Raw genomic sequence first — 16,642 nt, 5'->3', positions numbered from 1 at the left:
TTTACTGCGGCTGTTGCGGTTGCTGCTGCTGTTGCTCGAACGGCAGCGACATCGAACCGAGGTCGCGGCGGGTTTCGACCAGCACCAGCGGACCTTCGTCGAGGACGACCAGCGGCGGCCGCTCGCGCGGCACGTGCACCGGCTTCGGCTCGGCCTCGATGGCGGCGCGTGCCTGGGCGATGCGTTCTGCGTCGGAGTTGACCCATTGCAGGCCCGAGCTCTCGGCGATCTGCGCGAGTTCGGCCAGCGGCAGCTCGAAAGGCTGGACCTTCGGCAGGGCGCGGCCATTGGCGGCTGCGGGTGCCTTGGCGATAGCGGCGCTTTCGGCAACCACGATCTGCTCGGCCGCTGCAACTGCGGCCACAGGCGCAGGGCGCTCGGCGCGAACCTGCTGCTGCGGTGCCTCGCGGACCTCGGTGGCGACGGCAACGGCTTCTTCGACCACTTCGATGCGCTCGGACACCAGCGGCTGCTGTTGCTGCTGCTCGGGCTCTTGCGAAGAGAAGCCTTCGGCAGCCACTGCGGCGCCGGATTCGGCTTCTTCGCGAGGACCACGTTCGCGGCGGTCGCGGCCGTAGCGGTCGCGCGAACGGCCGCGGCGCTCTTCGCCGTCGCGGCGCGGTGCCTGCTCGCCGTTGCCGTTGATGGCGGCTTCGCCGCCTTGCTCGGCGTCGGCTGCGGCAGCTTCCGCGCCGCGTGCGTCGGCTTCGGCCTGGACGGCATCGCTGCGGCGTTCGCGGCGACCTTCGTTGCGGTCATTGCGTTCGCCGCGCGGTCCGCGCTGCTCGTCGCGGCCGTTGCGCGGCTGGCGCTGTTCGCCTTCACCGGCTTCGGTTGCAGCGCTGCGTTCGCGGTCGCCATTGCGTTCGCCGCGCTCGCCACGTTCGCCTCGCTCATTGCGCTCGCCGCGTTCACGGCGTTCGCCGCGGGCGCGAGGTGCGCGTTCGGCGTTGCCTTCTTCGCCAGAGACGGCTCCTGCCAGTTGCTGGGCTTCGAGGCTGGTGCCTTCGAGCGCATCGGCCGGCAGGACGCTGCTGCGGCCTTCGCGGCCTTCGCCTTCGCGGCGCTCGCCGCGGCCGTTGCGGCGCTGCTCGCCGTCGCGCGGTGCGCGTGCCTCGCGGGGCTCACGCGGCTCGCGTTGTTCGCGCGGCTGGTTGTTGGCGCCTTCGTTGCGTTGCTCGTTGCGCTGCTCGCCGTTGCGGCCCTCGCGGCGCTCGCCGCCACGACCGCCGCGGCGCTGCTCGCCGTCGCGGCCACCCTGGCGTCCGCCGTTCTCGCCTCGCTCACCGCGTTCACCGCGGCCGCCGCGGCGCTGTTCGCCGTCGCGCGCGCCGCCGCGAGCTTCGCCGTCACGGCCGGGGCGACCGTCGCGGCGGGGCTTCGGTGCCTCGACCGGGATCGGAGACGGCGCGGGCGCGGCGACCGGCTCGGGCTTGCCGCCGAACAGGTTCTTGATCCAGGCGAAGAAGCCGGTCTGCGCCGGAACGGGCGCGCTCACCACGGGCGGCGCGGCCGGTGCCGGTGCCTCGGCCGGGCGCACCGCCTCGGGCTTGGGCGGGACCACCGGAGCGGGCGCGTCGGGCAGCACGCCCTTGATGACGGGCGTCTGCTTGTTGGTCGGTTCCTGCGAGCGGCGCGTGACCGAGGTCGGGTCCTCGATCTCGTCGGCCATCTTGTAGCTGGCCTCGATGTGGTCGAGGCGCGGGTCGTCGTGCTTGAGGCGTTCGAGCTTGTAGTTGGGCGTCTCGAGCGTCTTGTTGGGCACCATCAGCACGCTCACGCGCTGCTTCAGTTCGATCTTGGCGATCTCGGTGCGCTTCTCGTTCAGCAGGAACGAAGCCACCTCCACCGGCACCTGCACGTGCACGGCGGCGGTGTTGTCCTTCATGGACTCTTCCTGAATGATGCGCAGGATCTGCAGCGCGCTCGATTCGGTGTCGCGGATGTGGCCCGAGCCGCCGCAGCGGGGGCAGGGGATCGACGAGCCTTCGCTCAGCGCCGGCTTCAGGCGCTGGCGGCTCATTTCCATCAGGCCGAACTTGCTGATCGAGCCGAACTGCACGCGGGCGCGGTCCTGGCGCAGTGCGTCGCGCAGGCGGCTTTCGACTTCGCGGCGGTTCTTCGACTCGTCCATGTCGATGAAGTCGATGACGATCAGGCCGCCCAGGTCGCGCAGGCGCATCTGGCGGGCCACTTCGTCGGCGGCTTCGAGGTTGGTGCGGGTGGCGGTTTCCTCGATGTCGCCGCCCTTGATGGCGCGCGCCGAGTTCACGTCGACCGAAACCAGTGCTTCGGTGTGGTCGATCACGATGGCGCCGCCCGAGGGCAGCTGCACGGTGCGTGCGTAGGCCGACTCGATCTGGTGCTCGATCTGGAAGCGGCTGAACAGCGCCGCGTCGTCGCGGTAGCGCTTCACGCGCGAGGCATGCTCGGGCATGACGTGCGCCATGAACTGCTGCGCCTGGTCGTAGATGTCGTCGGTGTCGATCAGGATGTCGCCGATGTCGTGATTGAAATAGTCACGGATGGCGCGGATGACGAGCGACGATTCCTGGTAGATCAGGAAGGCGCCCTTGCCGCCCTTGGCGGCGCCGTCGATGGCGCTCCAGAGCTTGAGCAGGTAGTTCAGGTCCCACTGGAGTTCGGGCGCCGAGCGGCCGATGCCGGCGGTGCGCGCGATGATGCTCATGCCCTTGGGGTATTCGAGCTGGTCCATCGCCTCCTTGAGCTCGGCGCGGTCGTCACCCTCGATGCGACGCGAGACGCCGCCGCCCCGGGGGTTGTTCGGCATCAGCACGACATAGCGGCCGGCCAGCGAGATGAAGGTGGTGAGGGCCGCGCCCTTGTTGCCGCGCTCTTCCTTCTCGACCTGCACGACCAGTTCCTGGCCCTCGCGGATCGCGTCCTGGATGCGGGCCTGGCTGGCCGACACGCCTTCGGCGAAGTACTGCTTGGAGATTTCCTTGAACGGCAGGAAGCCGTGGCGGTCTTCGCCGTAGTCGACGAAACAGGCTTCGAGCGAGGGCTCGACGCGCGTGACGACCGCCTTGTAGATGTTGCCCTTGCGCTGTTCGCGCCCTTCGATTTCGATTTCGTAGTCGAGCAGTTTCTGCCCGTCGACGATGGCCAGGCGGCGTTCTTCGGCCTGCGTGGCATTGATCAGCATCCGCTTCATGATGCGTTGTCCTTATATGTATCGTTCTACCGGCCCTTGACGAGCCAACGATGCACGGACGACGCCCGCGAAACCAGGGAATTGCCGCTTGGCCCCGGATGCTGCCGCTGCCGCGCAGGGCGCGGACAGGCTTCTCGAGCGTTAGCTCAAGAAGACAGCCGGGGTGGGGGCGCGTGGATGGGCGCGAGCCAGATTCGGTGTTGGTTGGCTATCTTTTTGATAGCCGGTTGCGCAATGATGACGCGTGCTGCAGACGATTGAATGGCCGAAGCCACTGGCGCAAGCCAGTGCAGGCACATTCGAATCAGCAGCATCAACACAACAAGGGACTCGCTTCGATCCGCCGGCAGCTTGGAAGCTGCAGGCTGGGGTATTCCGTATCGGTGTTTCGTGGGTGTCGGCTTGACTTGGGTGCCTTGTCTGCCACTTTGCGCGATTGCGCGGGGTTTGCAGCTCGGCGCCAAAGCGGCATCGACCTACCTGCGCCGCCCTGGGTATTTGATGGCAGTGGACTAAACTTCTGTCTAATCAAGCACTTACATGACCGCGCTGGTGAAAAACATTATAGGTGCGAAGCAAGGGCCTGCGGCTGCTCGAAATCCCGCAGGTTCCAAGGCCCCCGACGAAGCCGGGGCGCCGCATTCGGCCATCAGATTCCTCACGGTCGACGCCGAATCCGCCGGGCAGCGGCTCGACAACTTCCTTTTCCGCCATCTGAAAGGCGTTCCGAAGACGCACGTCTACCGGATCATCCGCTCGGGCGAGGTGCGCATCAACAAGGGCCGGGTGCAGGCCGAGACCCGCATCGAGGCCGGCGACGTGCTGCGGCTGCCGCCCATCCGTATTTCCGAGCGCGCCGAAGAGGGCGCGACTCCGCCCGCGCCTGCGCGCGAATTCCCGGTGCTGCTGGAAGACGAGGCCGTGCTGGCCGTCGACAAGCCGGCCGGCGTGGCCGTCCATGGCGGCAGCGGCGTGAGCTTCGGCGTGATCGAGCAGCTGCGCACCGCGCGGCCCGGCGCGAAGTTCCTGGAGCTGGTGCACCGGCTCGATCGCGAGACCTCCGGCATCCTGCTGGTCGCCAAGAAGCGCAGCGCGCTGGTCGCGCTGCAGGACCAGTTCCGCGAGCGCGAGACCGGCAAGACCTATCTGGCGCTGGTCGAAGGCGACTGGCCCGCCAACAAGAAGGTGCTCGACGCGCCTCTTGCCAGGTATCTGCTGCCCGACGGCTCGGCCGGCGCGGGCGAGCGCCGCGTGCGCGTGGTCGCCAAGGATCACCCGGACGCCATGCGTGCCGTCACGCTGGTGCGGGTGCTGGCCAGGCTCTCGCTGCCGGGTGAATCGGCTCCGATGTCGCTGCTGGCGGTCACGATCAAGACCGGCCGTACGCACCAGATCCGCGTCCACCTCGCCTCGGCCGGTCATCCGATCGCGGGCGACGACAAGTACGGCGAAGCCGGACGCCAGCGCGCGCTGCACAAGCTGGGCCTGCGGCGCATGTTCCTGCATGCGTGGCGGCTGCAGTTCAATCACCCCGCCAGCGGCGAACGCGTGGCGCTGCAGGCCGGCCTGCCGCCCGAGTTGCTCACGCTGATGCCCCCGGCCGCCCTCGAGGCGATGACCCAACACCCCACATCCAAGGTCCATGACTGATTCCAACAAACCCCTGCGCTTCGACCTGATTGCATTCGACTGGGATGGCACCCTCTACGACTCCACCCGCCTGATCGTGCGCTGCATCCAGGCCGCGGTGATCGACGTCGGCGGCGCCAAGCCGAGCGAGAACGACGCCGCCTGGGTCATTGGCCTGGGCCTGGCCGAGGCGCTCGCGCGCGCGGCGCCCGACGTGCCGAAGGAGAAGTACCCGGAGCTCGGCGCGCGCTACCGGTACCACTACCTGCAGCACCAGGACGACATCGTGCTGTTCGACGGCGTGCTGCAGATGCTCGACGCCCTGCGCGAGCGCGGCCACCGGCTGGCCGTGGCCACGGGCAAGTCGCGCCGCGGCCTCAACGAGGCACTGAGGTCGGTCGCGCTGCGCGACCGCTTCGACGCCTCGCGCACCGCCGACGAGACCTTCGGCAAGCCGCATCCGCGCATGCTGCTGGAGCTGATGGAAGAGCTCGACGTGCCGCCCGAGCGCACCCTGATGATCGGCGACACCACGCACGACCTGCAGCTCGCGCAGAACGCCGGCTGCGCCAGCGTGGGCGTGAGCTACGGCGCGCACGAGCCCGAGAGCTTCGACGAATTCAAGCCGCTGCACGTCGCCCACTCGGTGGCGGGTCTGCAGGCCTGGCTGCTCGAAAACGCCTGAACCTGATGAAGATGCCGCCATGAGCGATCAAGAACGCATTCCGCTGTGCAACGCCTCCGACCTGGCCGAAGGCGGCCTGGCGGTGCCCTTCGACGTGGTCTACGGCGGCGAGACCTGCCGCGCCTTCGCGATACGTTTCGAAGGCCGGCCACATGCGTTCCTCAATCGCTGCAGCCACGTCGCGATGGAACTCGACTTCCAGCCCGACCGCTTCTTCGACGACACCGGCCAGTGGCTGCTGTGCGCGACGCACGGCGCGGCCTACCGGCCCGACACTGGCGAATGCGCCGGCGGCCCGTGCCGTGGCGGCCTCGTGAAGATCGCGCTGAGCGAGCATGACGGCGTGGTGCACTGGCATACTGACTGGAACCTTCACCCCCTGACCTTCTGACATGACCGACCCGACCCGAACCGAACCCTCGGGGTTCGAACCATTTGAACGGGCCCCTTCCACGAACATGGCCAAAGATCCCACGCAGCGCCCCGGTTGGGAGCGCGCCACCCTCGAGAAGCTCGCCTTCGCCTCGCTGAACGAGCAGAAGGCCGCGCGCCGCTGGAAGACCTTCACCCGCCTGGCCTGGCTGGCCTTCTTCGTCTTCCTGGCCTGGGCTGCGTTCTCGCGCAGTACGCCCAGCACGGCGAAGACCTCGGCCCACACGGCGGTGGTCGAGATCAAGGGCGAGATCGCCAACGGCAGCGACGCGAGTGCCGAGTTCGTGGTCGCCGCGATGAAGACCGCCTTCGAGGACGAGGGCGCCAAGGGCGTGGTCCTGCTGATCAACTCGCCCGGCGGCAGCCCGGTGCAGGCCGGCATCATCAATGACGAGATCAAGCGCCTGAAGGCCAAGTACAAGAAGCCGGTGTATGCCGTGGTCGAGGAGACCTGCGCCTCGGCGGCCTACTACATCGCCGCCGCGGCCGACAAGATCTACGTCGACAAGGCCAGCATCGTCGGCAGCATCGGTGTGCTGATGGACGGCTTCGGCTTCACCGGCGTGATGGAGAAGGTCGGCGTCGAGCGCCGCCTGCTGACGGCCGGCGAGAACAAGGGCTTCCTCGACCCGTTCAGCCCCATGAACGACGCGCAGCGCGCGCATGCGCAGACCATGCTCAACCAGATCCACGCCCAGTTCATCAATGTGGTTAAGGCGGGCCGCGGCGACCGCCTGAAGCTCGACACCCCGGGCCTGTTCAGCGGCCTCTTCTGGAGCGGCGAGCAGGCCGTCGAGTACGGCCTGGCCGACCAGCTGGGCAACGTCGACTACGTCGCTCGCGAAGTGGTGAAGGCCGAGGAGGTGATCGACTACACCCGGCGCGACAACGTGGCCGAGAAGCTGGCCAAGAAGTTCGGCGCTGCGATGGCCGAGACCACCGTGCGACTGATGCACACGACGCCAGTGCTCAGGTAAACCCCGGGGCGCTGCGCGCTTCGTTTCGCTTCGCCAACACTCTTGCAGGGGTGACACCGGAGGCCCGGCATAGCCGGTTCCCCGGTGTTTCGCGAAAGATCCTGCCTTCTCCTGCCTTCTTTTAGCTGCTGTGCTTGCTGCTGGCGGTGTAGCGCGCCGATGCCGCCAGCGCCGCGGCGAAGATCACCACCACATAGAGCGCCGCCGTCAGCGAGGTCGCGCGCGCCAGCAGGCCGATCACCGCCGGGCCTGCCATGAACCCCAGATAGGCCACCGCCGAGACCGACGCGATGCCGCGTGCCGGCTCGATGCCGGGCACCTTCGCCGAGGCCGAGAACAGGATCGGCACCACATTGGCAAAGCCCACCCCCACGCCGGCGAAGCCGACGAGCGCCAGCCACGGCAGGTCTGTGATCAGCACCATCGCCATGGCGCCTGCGGCCAGCAGGCCGCTGCCGAGCAGCAGCACGTGCGGCGCGAAGCGTGCGCGCATCGCGTCGCCGCCGAAGCGCGCGGCCGCCATCGCCGCCGAGAAGCTTGCGTAGGCCAGTGCGGCCTGCTGCTGCGGGCTGCCGATCTCCTGCTGCATGTAGAGCACGCTCCAGTCGTAGATCGCGCCCTCGGCGATCAGGCCCAGTGCGGCAAGCACGCCCAGCACCGCGAGCGTGCCGCGGGGCAGCAGGAACCCGTGATCAGCTTCCGCGGCGTCACTGGTGGCGGGTCGGGGCAGCATGCGGGTGGCAGCCACTGCGACCAGCGCCGTCATCGCGGCCGAGACCACCAGCAGGTGCGCCTGCGCGCCGAGCCCGGCCGCCAGCGCGGCGCTGCCGCTCGCCGCGCCGGCCATGCCGCCGAGGCTGAACATGCCGTGCATGCCGCTCATCAGCGGCGTGCCGCCATGCAGTTCGAGCTGCGCGGCCTCGGTGTTGATGGAGACGTCGAACACGCTCGTCACCAGGCCGAATGCGGCCAGCAGCACCAGCAGCGCCGCGTAGCCCGGCATGGCGATCAGGCCGGCCAGCAGCAGCGCATAGACGACGCCGCAGAGGCCGGCCATGCGGCGCGGGCCGTGGCGGCCGATCCAGCGGCCCGCGCTGGTCAGGCCGAACATGGCGCCAGCGCCGGCCGCGAGCATCGCCAGGCCGAGCTGGGCCTCGTCGATGCCGTAGTGCGCCTTGACCGTGGGCACGTGCACGCCCCAGGTCGCAAAGATGAAGCCGGCGGCGAAGAACTGTGCGCGCGATGCCCAGCGCGTGGCTGAAGTGATGGCCGCCATGGTCAGCGGCCGATCGCGAACACGGCGGGCAGGCGTTCGTCTGTCGTGGGCTGGGGCTTCGCGGCGCGCCAGGACTTGACCGTCTCGCTGCGCACTTGGGCGTTGGCAAGGGTCAGGCCCCGCGCGACGGCGAGGCGGGTGTTGTGCTGCAGCGTCTGCACCAGCGCCTGCAGCAGCGCGGCGTTGCGATAGGGCGTTTCGATGAAGAGCTGCGTCTGGCCCGACTTGAGCGCCAGCGCCTCCAGTTCGCGGATGCGGGCTTGGCGCTCGCCTGCGTCCTGCGGCAGATAGCCCACGAAGGCGAAGTTCTGGCCGTTGAGCCCGCTCGCGGCCAGCGCCAGCAGCAGCGAGACGGGGCCGGTCAGGGGCACCACGGCAAGGCCGAGGTCGTGCGCGGCGCGCGCCACCGACGAGCCCGGGTCGGCCACCGCCGGCATGCCGGCCTCGCTCATCAGGCCGATGTCGTGGCCTTCGAGGGCGGCGGCGAGCAGCGGTCGAGCGTCGAACTGGCCGGCATGATCGCCTTTCTTGTGCACTTCGCGCGGCAATTCCTGGATGTTCTGCGCCTGCAGCGGAGCGGCGAGCGGCGCGACGGCGTCGATGCGCTTGAGGTAGGCGCGCGCGGATTTCGCGTTCTCGCAGATCCAGTGCGTGATGCCGGCGGCCGTCTGCAGGGTGCCCAGCGGCAGGGCGTCCTGCAGCGGGGCCTGCGCTTCGCAGCCGAAATCGAGCGGCGCGGGGACGAGGTAGAGCTTGCCTTTTTCCTTCTGCGTCATAGGAGATCGACCCCCGCGGCGCGCAGCATCCGGCATGTTCTTATCAGCGGCAGGCCGACCAGCGCGGTCGGGTCGTTGCTGTCGATGGCGTCCAGCAGCGCGATGCCCAGGCCTTCGCTCTTGGCGCTGCCGGCGCAGTCGTAGGGCTGTTCGGCCTGCAGGTATTGCTCGATGGCAGCATCGCCGAGGTCGCGGAACACCACGCGCACGGGGGCGATGTCGCGCTGGACGAAGCCCGTTGCCTTGCAGACGACGGCCACGGCCGTCTGGAAGATCAGCGTCTGGCCGCGCATGCGGCGCAGCTGGGCGGTGGCCCGGGCGTGGTCGCCGGGCTTGCCGAGCGCTTCGCCGGCGAGGTCGGCCACCTGGTCGGAACCGATGACGACGGCTTCGGGAAAGCGGGCGGCGACGGCATTGGCCTTCTCGAGCGCGAGGCGGACGGCCAGGTCGTGGGGCGTTTCGCCGGGCAGGGGTGTTTCGTCCACTTCCGGCGAGTGCACGTCGAAAGGCAGGCGCAGGCGGGTGAGCAATTCGCGGCGGTAGCGCGAGGTGGAGGCGAGGATCACGGTGCGTTGCATGTCGACGATTGTGCGTGAGGCGCCCGAAACCCCGAGGCATGCCGGACGACCCCCATGTCGACAGGGCGGCCGGCGCGCTAGACTGGCGCGGATGAAGAGAGAATTCGCCCCCGAACGGCTCAATGTGCCCGGTTTCGCCGCAGCAGGAGCCACGCTGGAAGCCGCCGATCCTGTGCCGAAGTACGAGCGCCTGGTCGCCGAACTGGCCGTCCCAGCACCCGACGCGGTGGTGAACTGGACGGCTCACGGCGAAGAACGCCCCGGTGCGGACGGCAAGCCGGTGCCATGGATGCACCTGGAAGCGGAGGCCGTCGTGCCGCTGGTCTGCCAGCGCTGCCTGTCGCCGGTCGACACCACGCTCGCGGTGGACCGCTGGTTCCGCTTCGTGCCGAACGAGGACGTCGCCGAGGCTGAGGATGAGGAATCCGAGGAGGACCTGCTGGTCGTGAGCCGGGATTTCGACCTGCACACCCTCATCGAGGATGAGCTTCTGATGGAGATTCCCGTCATGCCGGCCCACGATGTCTGCCCCACGCCGGTGCGGCTTTCGTCCAGCGACGAGGATTTCAAGGCGGCCGAGGAGGCCAAGCCGAACCCCTTTGCCGTGCTCGGCGCGTTGCGTTCGCGCAAGCCGGAAGAGGGAAAGTAGCCCTTTGCCTCAGGCTGGGCTATAATCATGGGCTTCGCGCGCGCCGCCGTGAGCAGCGATACACGAAACGCCAGCAGGGGCATTCCATACATGCCGCCGGGTTTTGCAGGGTTCGTCTATTGCCACCGCTTGAGCCCGCATCCAATCACCAACCTCACAGTCCAGGAGCCATCATGGCCGTCCAGCAAAACAAGAAGTCGCCTTCCAAGCGCGGCATGCACCGTTCCCACAACGCACTGGTCGTGCCCGGCATCGCCGTGGAGCCGACCACCGGCGAAACCCACCTGCGCCACCACATCAGCCCCAACGGTTTCTACCGTGGCCGCCAGGTGCTCAAGAACAAGTCCGAAGCCTGATCTCGCATCCCAAGGCCAAGGCCCGAAGCTACTTTTCCCGTAGCGTCGGGCCTTTGTTTTGATGGCTACGCCTTCTTTTCCCGAAAATACCGCTGCGCCTTCCGCGATCACGCTCGCCGTGGATTGCATGGGAGGTGATCATGGGCCGCGCGTCACGCTCGCGGCCTGCCGTGCGTTCCTCGATCGGCACAGCGACGCCTCGTTGCTGCTCGTCGGCGCGCCGGCCGCGCTGGCGGGCTTCGCCGCGCACCCGCGTGCTCGAATCGTCGCCGCCAGCGAGGTCGTGGGCATGGATGATCCGGTCGAAATCGCCCTGCGCAAGAAGAAGGATTCTTCGATGCGCGTCGCGATCCAGCAGGTCAAGGACGGTGCTGCCCAGGCTGCCGTGTCCGCCGGAAATACCGGCGCACTGATGGCCATCGCCCGCTACCTGCTCAAGACGCTCGAAGGCATCGATCGCCCGGCGATCGCTCCGCAGCTGCCCAATGCCAAGGGCGGAGCGACGACTGTGCTCGACCTGGGCGCGAACGTCGATTGCGACGCTGAAGACCTACTCCAGTTCGCCGTTCTCGGCTCGGCGCTGGTGTCGGCGTTGACCGGCAACGAGGCACCTTCGGTCGGCCTCCTCAATATTGGCGAGGAAGCGATCAAGGGCAGCGAAACCATCAAAAAAGCAAGCCAACTGCTGCGTACGGCTGCCAACTCCAAGGATTTGAACTTCTACGGCAACGTGGAAGGCAACGACATCTTCAAGGGGACGACCGACATCGTCGTTTGCGACGGTTTCGTCGGAAATGTGGCGTTGAAGGCCAGCGAGGGCGTGGCTTCGATGATCGGTGAATTCATCCGCGTCGAATTTTCGCGCAGCGTTTTCACCAAGCTTGCGGCAATTGTTGCTTATCCGGTGCTAAAAGCGTTCAAAAGTCGTCTGGATCATCGTCGCTACAACGGTGCGGCTCTTCTGGGGCTGCGCGGGTTGGTCTTCAAGAGTCATGGCTCGGCTGACGAGGTGGCTTTCGGCCATGCGCTGGATCGCGCTTATGATGCCGCTCGCAACAACCTGCTCGATCGCGTTCGGGCCCGCATCGCCCACGCCGCGCCTTTGCTCGCGCGGCAGGAACCGGCGGCGCCGGTCGACGCGACGGCCCTTCACGTTTGATGACTCCTTATTCACGCATTACCGGCACCGGCAGCTATCTGCCTCCACGCCGCGTGACCAATGACGACCTCGCCAAGGATCTGGCGACGCGAGGCATAGAAACCTCCGACCAGTGGATCGTCGAGCGCACCGGCATTCACGCCCGGCATTTCGCCGCGCCGGATGTCACCAGCAGCGATCTCGGCCTGCATGCCGCTAGGCATGCGCTGGAAGCGGCAGGGCGCAAGGCCGGCGACGTCGACCTGATCATCGTCGCCACGTCCACGCCCGACATGGTGTTCCCGTCGTCGGCAGCCATCCTGCAGAACAAGCTCGGCATCGCCGGCTGCCCGGCGTTCGACGTCCAGGCGGTCTGCAGCGGCTTCGTCTACGCACTGACCGTCGCCGACGCGATGATCCGCACCGGCACCGCGCGCTGTGCTCTGGTGGTGGGCGCCGAAGTGTTCTCCCGCATCCTGGATTTCAACGACCGCACGACCTGCGTGCTGTTCGGCGATGGCGCGGGCGCGGTGGTGCTCGAGGCCAGCGAAGAGCCCGGCATCCTGGCCAGCGACCTGCACGCGGACGGCAAGCACGTCGGCATTCTTTGCGTGCCGGGCCATGTGTCGGGCGGCAATGTGCTGGGCACACCGCTGCTGCACATGGACGGCCAGGCCGTCTTCAAGCTCGCGGTGCGCGTGCTCGAGGAAGCGGCGCGTGCCACGCTGGAGAAGGCCGGCAAGTCCGACACCGACATCGACTGGCTAATCCCGCATCAGGCCAACATCCGCATCATGGAAGGCACGGCGAAGAAGCTGAAGCTCCCGCGTGAGAAGCTGATCGTCACGGTCAACGAGCACGGCAACACTTCCGCCGCCTCGATTCCGCTGGCGCTCGATGAAGCCGTGCGCTCGGGCAAGGTGAAGAAGGGTGAGACGCTCATGCTCGAAGGCGTGGGCGGCGGCTTCACCTGGGGTGCGGTGCTGTTGAATCTGTAAGTTATTGCTGGTGCGTCGCGGAGCCTTCGCAGGCGCCCGCGATGCGACACGACGCGTAAAACAATGAAATCCTTTGCATTTGTCTTTCCGGGCCAGGGCTCGCAGGCAGTCGGCATGCTGGACGCCTGGGGCGACCATCCGGCCGTGGCCGAAACGCTGCGCGAGGCGTCCGATGCCCTCGGCGAAGACGTCGGCGCTCTGATCAAGAACGGTCCCAAGGAAGAACTGGCGCTCACCACCAACACCCAGCCGGTGATGCTGGTGGCTGGTGTTGCCGCGTGGCGCGCATGGCTGGCCGAAGGCGGCGCAAAGCCCTCGGTCGTGGCGGGTCATTCGCTCGGCGAGTATTCGGCGCTGGTGGCTTCCTGCGTGCTGACGCTCGCACAGGCCGCGCCGCTCGTGCGCTTCCGTGCCCAGGCGATGCAGCACGCGGTGCCTGTGGGCGTCGGGGCGATGGCTGCAGTGCTCGGCATGGAGTCGGGCGAGGTGGTGGCGGGCTGCGCGGAAGCCACGGCGAGCTTCGGTGCCGGCAGTGCGGAAGTCGTCGAGGCGGTGAACTTCAACGACCCCGTGCAGACGGTGATCGCTGGAAGCAAGGCTGCCGTGGACAAGGCCTGCGAACTGTTGAAGGCCAATGGCGCCAAGCGCGCGCTGCTCCTGCCCGTGTCCGCGCCATTCCATTCGAGCCTGATGAGGCCCGCGGCGGAGGCGTTGCGCGAGAAACTGGCCTCGACCACGCTGGCCGCGCCTCAGATTCCGGTGCTGAACAACATCGACGTCGCCATCGAGACCGACGCCGACCGCATCCGCGACGCCCTGGTGCGCCAGGCCGCCGGCCCGGTGCGCTGGGTCGAATGCGTGCAGGCCTTGAAACTGCGCGGCGTAGCCGCCATCATCGAGTGCGGCCCCGGCAAGGTGCTGGCCGGCATGGTGAAGCGCATCGCCCCCGATCTGGAAGCCGCGTCGGTGTACGACCCGGCGACGCTCGCGGACACCCGACAATCGCTCGCCGGCTGACGGCGCCACGGCTCTCCACACTTTTCCTATGAGCATTCCCAAATTCGAAGGGCAGGTAGCCCTGGTCACCGGCGCGACGCGCGGCATCGGCGCGGCCATCGCGCTGGAGCTGGCCCAGCGCGGCCTCAGGGTCGTGGGCACCGGCACCACCGACGACGGCGCGGCCAAGATCACCGCGGCCCTGAGCGCCTACGACGGCCGTGGCCGTGCGCTCGACGTCAACGACGGCGCGGCCGTCGAGGCCCTGATCGACGAGATCGTGAAGGCCTACGGTGCCATCCACGTGCTGGTGAACAACGCCGGCATCACCCGCGACACGCTCGCCATGCGCATGAAGGACAGCGACTGGGATGCGGTGCTCGACACCAATCTCAAGGCTGTCTTCTCGCTATCGCGCGCGGTGATCCGTCCGATGATGAAGCAGCGCTATGGCCGCATCATCAGCATCACCAGCGTGGTGGGCGCCTCCGGCAATGCCGGGCAGGCCAACTACGCGGCCGCCAAGGCAGGCGTGGCAGGCATGACCCGTGCGCTCGCCCGTGAACTGGGCAGCCGCAACATCACCGTCAACTGCGTCGCTCCTGGTTTCATCGAGACCGACATGACGGCCAGCCTCCCCGAAGCCCAGCAACAGGCGCTGCTCCAGCAGATCCCGCTGGGACATCTGGGCAAGCCGGCCGACATCGCGCACGCAGTGGCGTACCTCGCATCGCCCCAGGCGTCCTACGTCACGGGGCAGGAGCTGCACGTCAACGGCGGCATGCACATGTAGCCGCAAGGCGCAAGTTTTCTCCGTCCCGGGGGCACGGCAAATGCCACAATGCGCCCGGCTAAAATCCACCGATTACCTACAACCCTCAGAGGGAACCAAATGAGCGATATCGAAGCACGTGTCAAGAAAATCATCGCCGAGCAACTCGGCGTGGAAGAGTCCCAGGTGACGAACGAAAAGGCTTTCGTGGCCGACCTCGGCGCCGACTCTCTCGACACGGTCGAACTCGTGATGGCACTCGAAGACGAATTCGGCATCGAAATTCCCGACGAAGACGCCGAGAAGATCACCACGGTGCAAAACGCCGTCGACTACGCCACCAAGAATCAAAAGGCCTGATCGGCCAGCTGACAACATTGGAACTGCGGCCGGCGGCTTTTTCTTGAACCGCACGCGCCGGCAGGCAACTGTTCAGCGCTTTCAGAAAGGTTTGCCGGCATGACCAAACGCCGCGTCGTCGTTACCGGACTCGGTTGCATCGCTCCTGTCGGAAACACCGTTGCCGAATCCTGGGCCAACCTGTTGGCCGGGAAGTCGGGCATTGCGAACATCACCGCGTTCGATGCAAGCGCCTTCGCCTGCAAGTTCGCAGGTGAGGTCAAGGGTTTCGACATCACCCAATACATCTCGGAGAAGGAAGCGCGTCACATGGACCGCTTCATTCATCTGGGGCTCGCTGCCGCCATCCAGGCGGTGCAGGACAGCGGACTGCCGACCGGCGAAGCGCTCTCCTATGAGCAGGCCGTGCGCATCGGCTGCAACATCGGCTCCGGCATCGGCGGCCTGCCGATGATCGAGGAAACGCACGGTGAACTGATGAACCGCGGCCCGCGCCGCGTGTCGCCGTTCTTCGTGCCGGCCTCGATCATCAACATGATCTCGGGTCACGTCTCGATCAAGTACGGCTTCAAGGGCCCGAACATCGCGGTCGTGACAGCCTGCACCACAGGTCTGCACGCGATCGGCACGTCCGCTCGCATGATCGAGTACGGCGACGCCGACGTGATGATCGCTGGCGGTGCGGAGTCGACGATCTCCCCGCTGGGCATCGGCGGCTTCACGGCGCCCCGCGCGCTGAGCACCCGCAACGACGATCCGGCGACGGCATCGCGTCCGTGGGACAAGGACCGCGACGGCTTCGTGCTGGGCGAGGGCGCCGGCGTGCTGGTGCTCGAGGAGTACGAACACGCCAAGGCGCGCGGCGCCAAGATCTATGCAGAGGTCGCGGGCTTCGGCCTGACGGGCGATGCGTATCACATGACCGCCCCCGACGTCGACGGCCCCCGTCGCTCGATGGCCATGGCGCTGTCGAACGCGGGCGTCAATGCCGACCAGGTGCAGTACCTGAACGCGCACGGCACTTCGACGCAGATCGGTGACGTCAACGAGACCAATGCGGTCAAGCTGGCCTTCGGCGATCACGCGAAGAAGCTCGTCGTCAACTCGACCAAGTCCATGACCGGCCACCTGCTGGGCGGCGCGGGCGGCATCGAGTCGGTGTTCACCGTGATGGCGCTGCACGAGCAGAAGAGCCCGCCGACCATCAACATCTTCAACCAGGATCCGGAGTGCGATCTCGACTACTGCGCCAACGAGGCGCGCGATCTGAAGATCGATGTCGCGGTCAAGAACAACTTCGGCTTCGGCGGCACCAACGGCACGCTGGTGTTCAAGCGCGCTTGAACGTCGCTCTGTCATGCACGGCGCGCCGTCGGTGACCTATCCGGTGGGGCGCTCGCGTGGCGCAACCCGGATTCTTGTCGTTCTCTGGGCGCTGGGCGCCCTCTGCGCGGGCGCGTCCTGCTATCTCTTCGATAGCGCCGGATGGCGCCACGTCCTGCTGGTCGCTAGTGTGCTGTTCGCAGGCGTCGCCGCGGGCTTCGGCCTGCGGCAGGAGGGCGCGGGCGTCCTGCATTTCGATGGCCTTTACTGGTCGCTGACGGGCGGCCCGGCCTCCCGCGGGATGCATGCCGCTCGGGCGTCCGTGGCGCTCGACTTCCAGTCACTGATGCTGCTGTGCCTGAGCGAACCAGGACGAGCGCGGCGCTGGATCTGGATCGAGCATCGGGCCATGCCCGAGCGCTGGCGCGACCTGCGCCGCGCGGTATATTCGCGCGCCCCGTCCGCGGCCTCCGCTGCCGAACCCTGGCGCGCCACAGCGCCGGCCGACGCGCCCTGAATCTT

The 16,642-nt window shown here is 67.5% G+C and carries 17 protein-coding genes; 13 read left to right on the top strand and 4 right to left on the bottom strand.

The window, feature by feature from the left end; genetic code table 11:
* Position 1: 1 nt before the first annotated feature.
* Entirely contained in the window at positions 2 to 3,175 is a 3,174-nt protein-coding gene (locus FHY06_RS07195) for an Rne/Rng family ribonuclease (protein ID WP_184604206.1), read from the bottom strand.
* A 540-nt stretch (positions 3,176 to 3,715) separates the two neighbouring features.
* Between FHY06_RS07195 and FHY06_RS07190 the strand changes: the two genes are divergently transcribed.
* From FHY06_RS07190 to FHY06_RS07175, 4 genes are read left to right on the top strand one after another with little or no spacing between them, the layout of a single operon-like run.
* Positions 3,716 to 4,825, top strand: coding sequence for an RluA family pseudouridine synthase (locus tag FHY06_RS07190; protein ID WP_221404176.1), 1,110 nt, complete (start codon positions 3,716 to 3,718; stop codon positions 4,823 to 4,825).
* The gene (locus tag FHY06_RS07185; protein WP_019654131.1) at positions 4,818 to 5,489 is read left to right on the top strand and encodes an HAD family hydrolase; all 672 of its coding nucleotides are present in this window, start codon (positions 4,818 to 4,820) and stop codon (positions 5,487 to 5,489) included. Before FHY06_RS07190 ends, FHY06_RS07185 begins: the two co-directional genes overlap by 8 nt.
* Positions 5,490 to 5,508: 19 nt before the next feature.
* Positions 5,509 to 5,880: a Rieske (2Fe-2S) protein gene (locus FHY06_RS07180; protein ID WP_019654130.1), complete on the top strand. Its 372-nt coding sequence runs from the start codon at positions 5,509 to 5,511 to the stop codon at positions 5,878 to 5,880.
* Between the two features lies 1 nt (position 5,881).
* Positions 5,882 to 6,898 carry a S49 family peptidase gene (locus FHY06_RS07175; RefSeq protein ID WP_019654129.1) on the top strand — a complete coding sequence of 339 codons (1,017 nt, stop codon included), beginning with the start codon at positions 5,882 to 5,884 and terminating at the stop codon, positions 6,896 to 6,898.
* Positions 6,899 to 7,019: 121 nt separating this feature from the next.
* Here the strand turns inward: FHY06_RS07175 and FHY06_RS07170 are convergent, their stop codons facing one another.
* The 3 genes from FHY06_RS07170 to FHY06_RS07160 are packed head-to-tail and all read right to left on the bottom strand — an operon-like array spanning position 7,020 to position 9,528.
* Positions 7,020 to 8,174 (bottom strand): MFS transporter, encoded by a 1,155-nt coding sequence (locus FHY06_RS07170; protein ID WP_184604204.1) that lies wholly within the window; start codon positions 8,172 to 8,174, stop codon positions 7,020 to 7,022.
* A 2-nt stretch (positions 8,175 to 8,176) separates the two neighbouring features.
* Positions 8,177 to 8,950: an SAM-dependent methyltransferase gene (locus FHY06_RS07165; protein ID WP_019654127.1), complete on the bottom strand. Its 774-nt coding sequence runs from the start codon at positions 8,948 to 8,950 to the stop codon at positions 8,177 to 8,179.
* Positions 8,947 to 9,528: a Maf family nucleotide pyrophosphatase gene (locus FHY06_RS07160; protein ID WP_184604202.1), complete on the bottom strand. Its 582-nt coding sequence runs from the start codon at positions 9,526 to 9,528 to the stop codon at positions 8,947 to 8,949. The genes FHY06_RS07165 and FHY06_RS07160 overlap by 4 nt, the downstream gene beginning before the upstream one ends.
* A 91-nt stretch (positions 9,529 to 9,619) precedes the next feature.
* On the opposite strand from FHY06_RS07160, the gene FHY06_RS07155 reads away from it, so the two are divergent.
* The 9 genes from FHY06_RS07155 to FHY06_RS07115 all read left to right on the top strand — a co-directional run bounded on the left by FHY06_RS07155 (position 9,620) and on the right by FHY06_RS07115 (position 16,637).
* Positions 9,620 to 10,177 carry a YceD family protein gene (locus tag FHY06_RS07155; RefSeq protein ID WP_019654125.1) on the top strand — a complete coding sequence of 186 codons (558 nt, stop codon included), beginning with the start codon at positions 9,620 to 9,622 and terminating at the stop codon, positions 10,175 to 10,177.
* A gap of 173 nt (positions 10,178 to 10,350) precedes the next feature.
* Positions 10,351 to 10,533: a 50S ribosomal protein L32 gene (rpmF, locus tag FHY06_RS07150; RefSeq protein ID WP_007830466.1), complete on the top strand. Its 183-nt coding sequence runs from the start codon at positions 10,351 to 10,353 to the stop codon at positions 10,531 to 10,533.
* A gap of 61 nt (positions 10,534 to 10,594) precedes the next feature.
* Positions 10,595 to 11,692, top strand: coding sequence for a phosphate acyltransferase PlsX (plsX, locus tag FHY06_RS07145; protein WP_184604200.1), 1,098 nt, complete (start codon positions 10,595 to 10,597; stop codon positions 11,690 to 11,692).
* On the top strand, positions 11,692 to 12,669 hold the full coding sequence (locus FHY06_RS07140) for a beta-ketoacyl-ACP synthase III (RefSeq protein ID WP_184604198.1): 978 nt from the start codon (positions 11,692 to 11,694) through the stop codon (positions 12,667 to 12,669). The genes plsX and FHY06_RS07140 overlap by 1 nt, the downstream gene beginning before the upstream one ends.
* 63 nt (positions 12,670 to 12,732) lie before the next feature.
* Positions 12,733 to 13,686 carry an ACP S-malonyltransferase gene (gene fabD, locus FHY06_RS07135; RefSeq protein WP_184604196.1) on the top strand — a complete coding sequence of 318 codons (954 nt, stop codon included), beginning with the start codon at positions 12,733 to 12,735 and terminating at the stop codon, positions 13,684 to 13,686.
* 28 nt (positions 13,687 to 13,714) lie between these two features.
* Positions 13,715 to 14,458, top strand: coding sequence for a 3-oxoacyl-ACP reductase FabG (fabG, locus tag FHY06_RS07130; RefSeq protein WP_184604194.1), 744 nt, complete (start codon positions 13,715 to 13,717; stop codon positions 14,456 to 14,458).
* Positions 14,459 to 14,557: 99 nt separating this feature from the next.
* Positions 14,558 to 14,797 carry an acyl carrier protein gene (acpP, locus tag FHY06_RS07125; protein WP_007830471.1) on the top strand — a complete coding sequence of 80 codons (240 nt, stop codon included), beginning with the start codon at positions 14,558 to 14,560 and terminating at the stop codon, positions 14,795 to 14,797.
* 99 nt (positions 14,798 to 14,896) lie between these two features.
* Positions 14,897 to 16,141, top strand: coding sequence for a beta-ketoacyl-ACP synthase II (gene fabF / locus FHY06_RS07120; RefSeq protein ID WP_019654120.1), 1,245 nt, complete (start codon positions 14,897 to 14,899; stop codon positions 16,139 to 16,141).
* A gap of 13 nt (positions 16,142 to 16,154) precedes the next feature.
* A complete protein-coding gene (locus FHY06_RS07115) occupies positions 16,155 to 16,637 on the top strand; it encodes a hypothetical protein (protein WP_126182844.1) in 483 nt (160 codons plus the stop codon).
* Positions 16,638 to 16,642: the final 5 nt, after the last annotated feature.

The organism is Variovorax atrisoli, assembly GCF_014195185.1.
Lineage (GTDB): Bacteria > Pseudomonadota > Gammaproteobacteria > Burkholderiales > Burkholderiaceae_C > Variovorax > Variovorax atrisoli.
The sequence above is the reverse complement of the archived record's forward strand: the minus strand, read 5'-3'. Positions and strand labels throughout refer to the sequence as shown.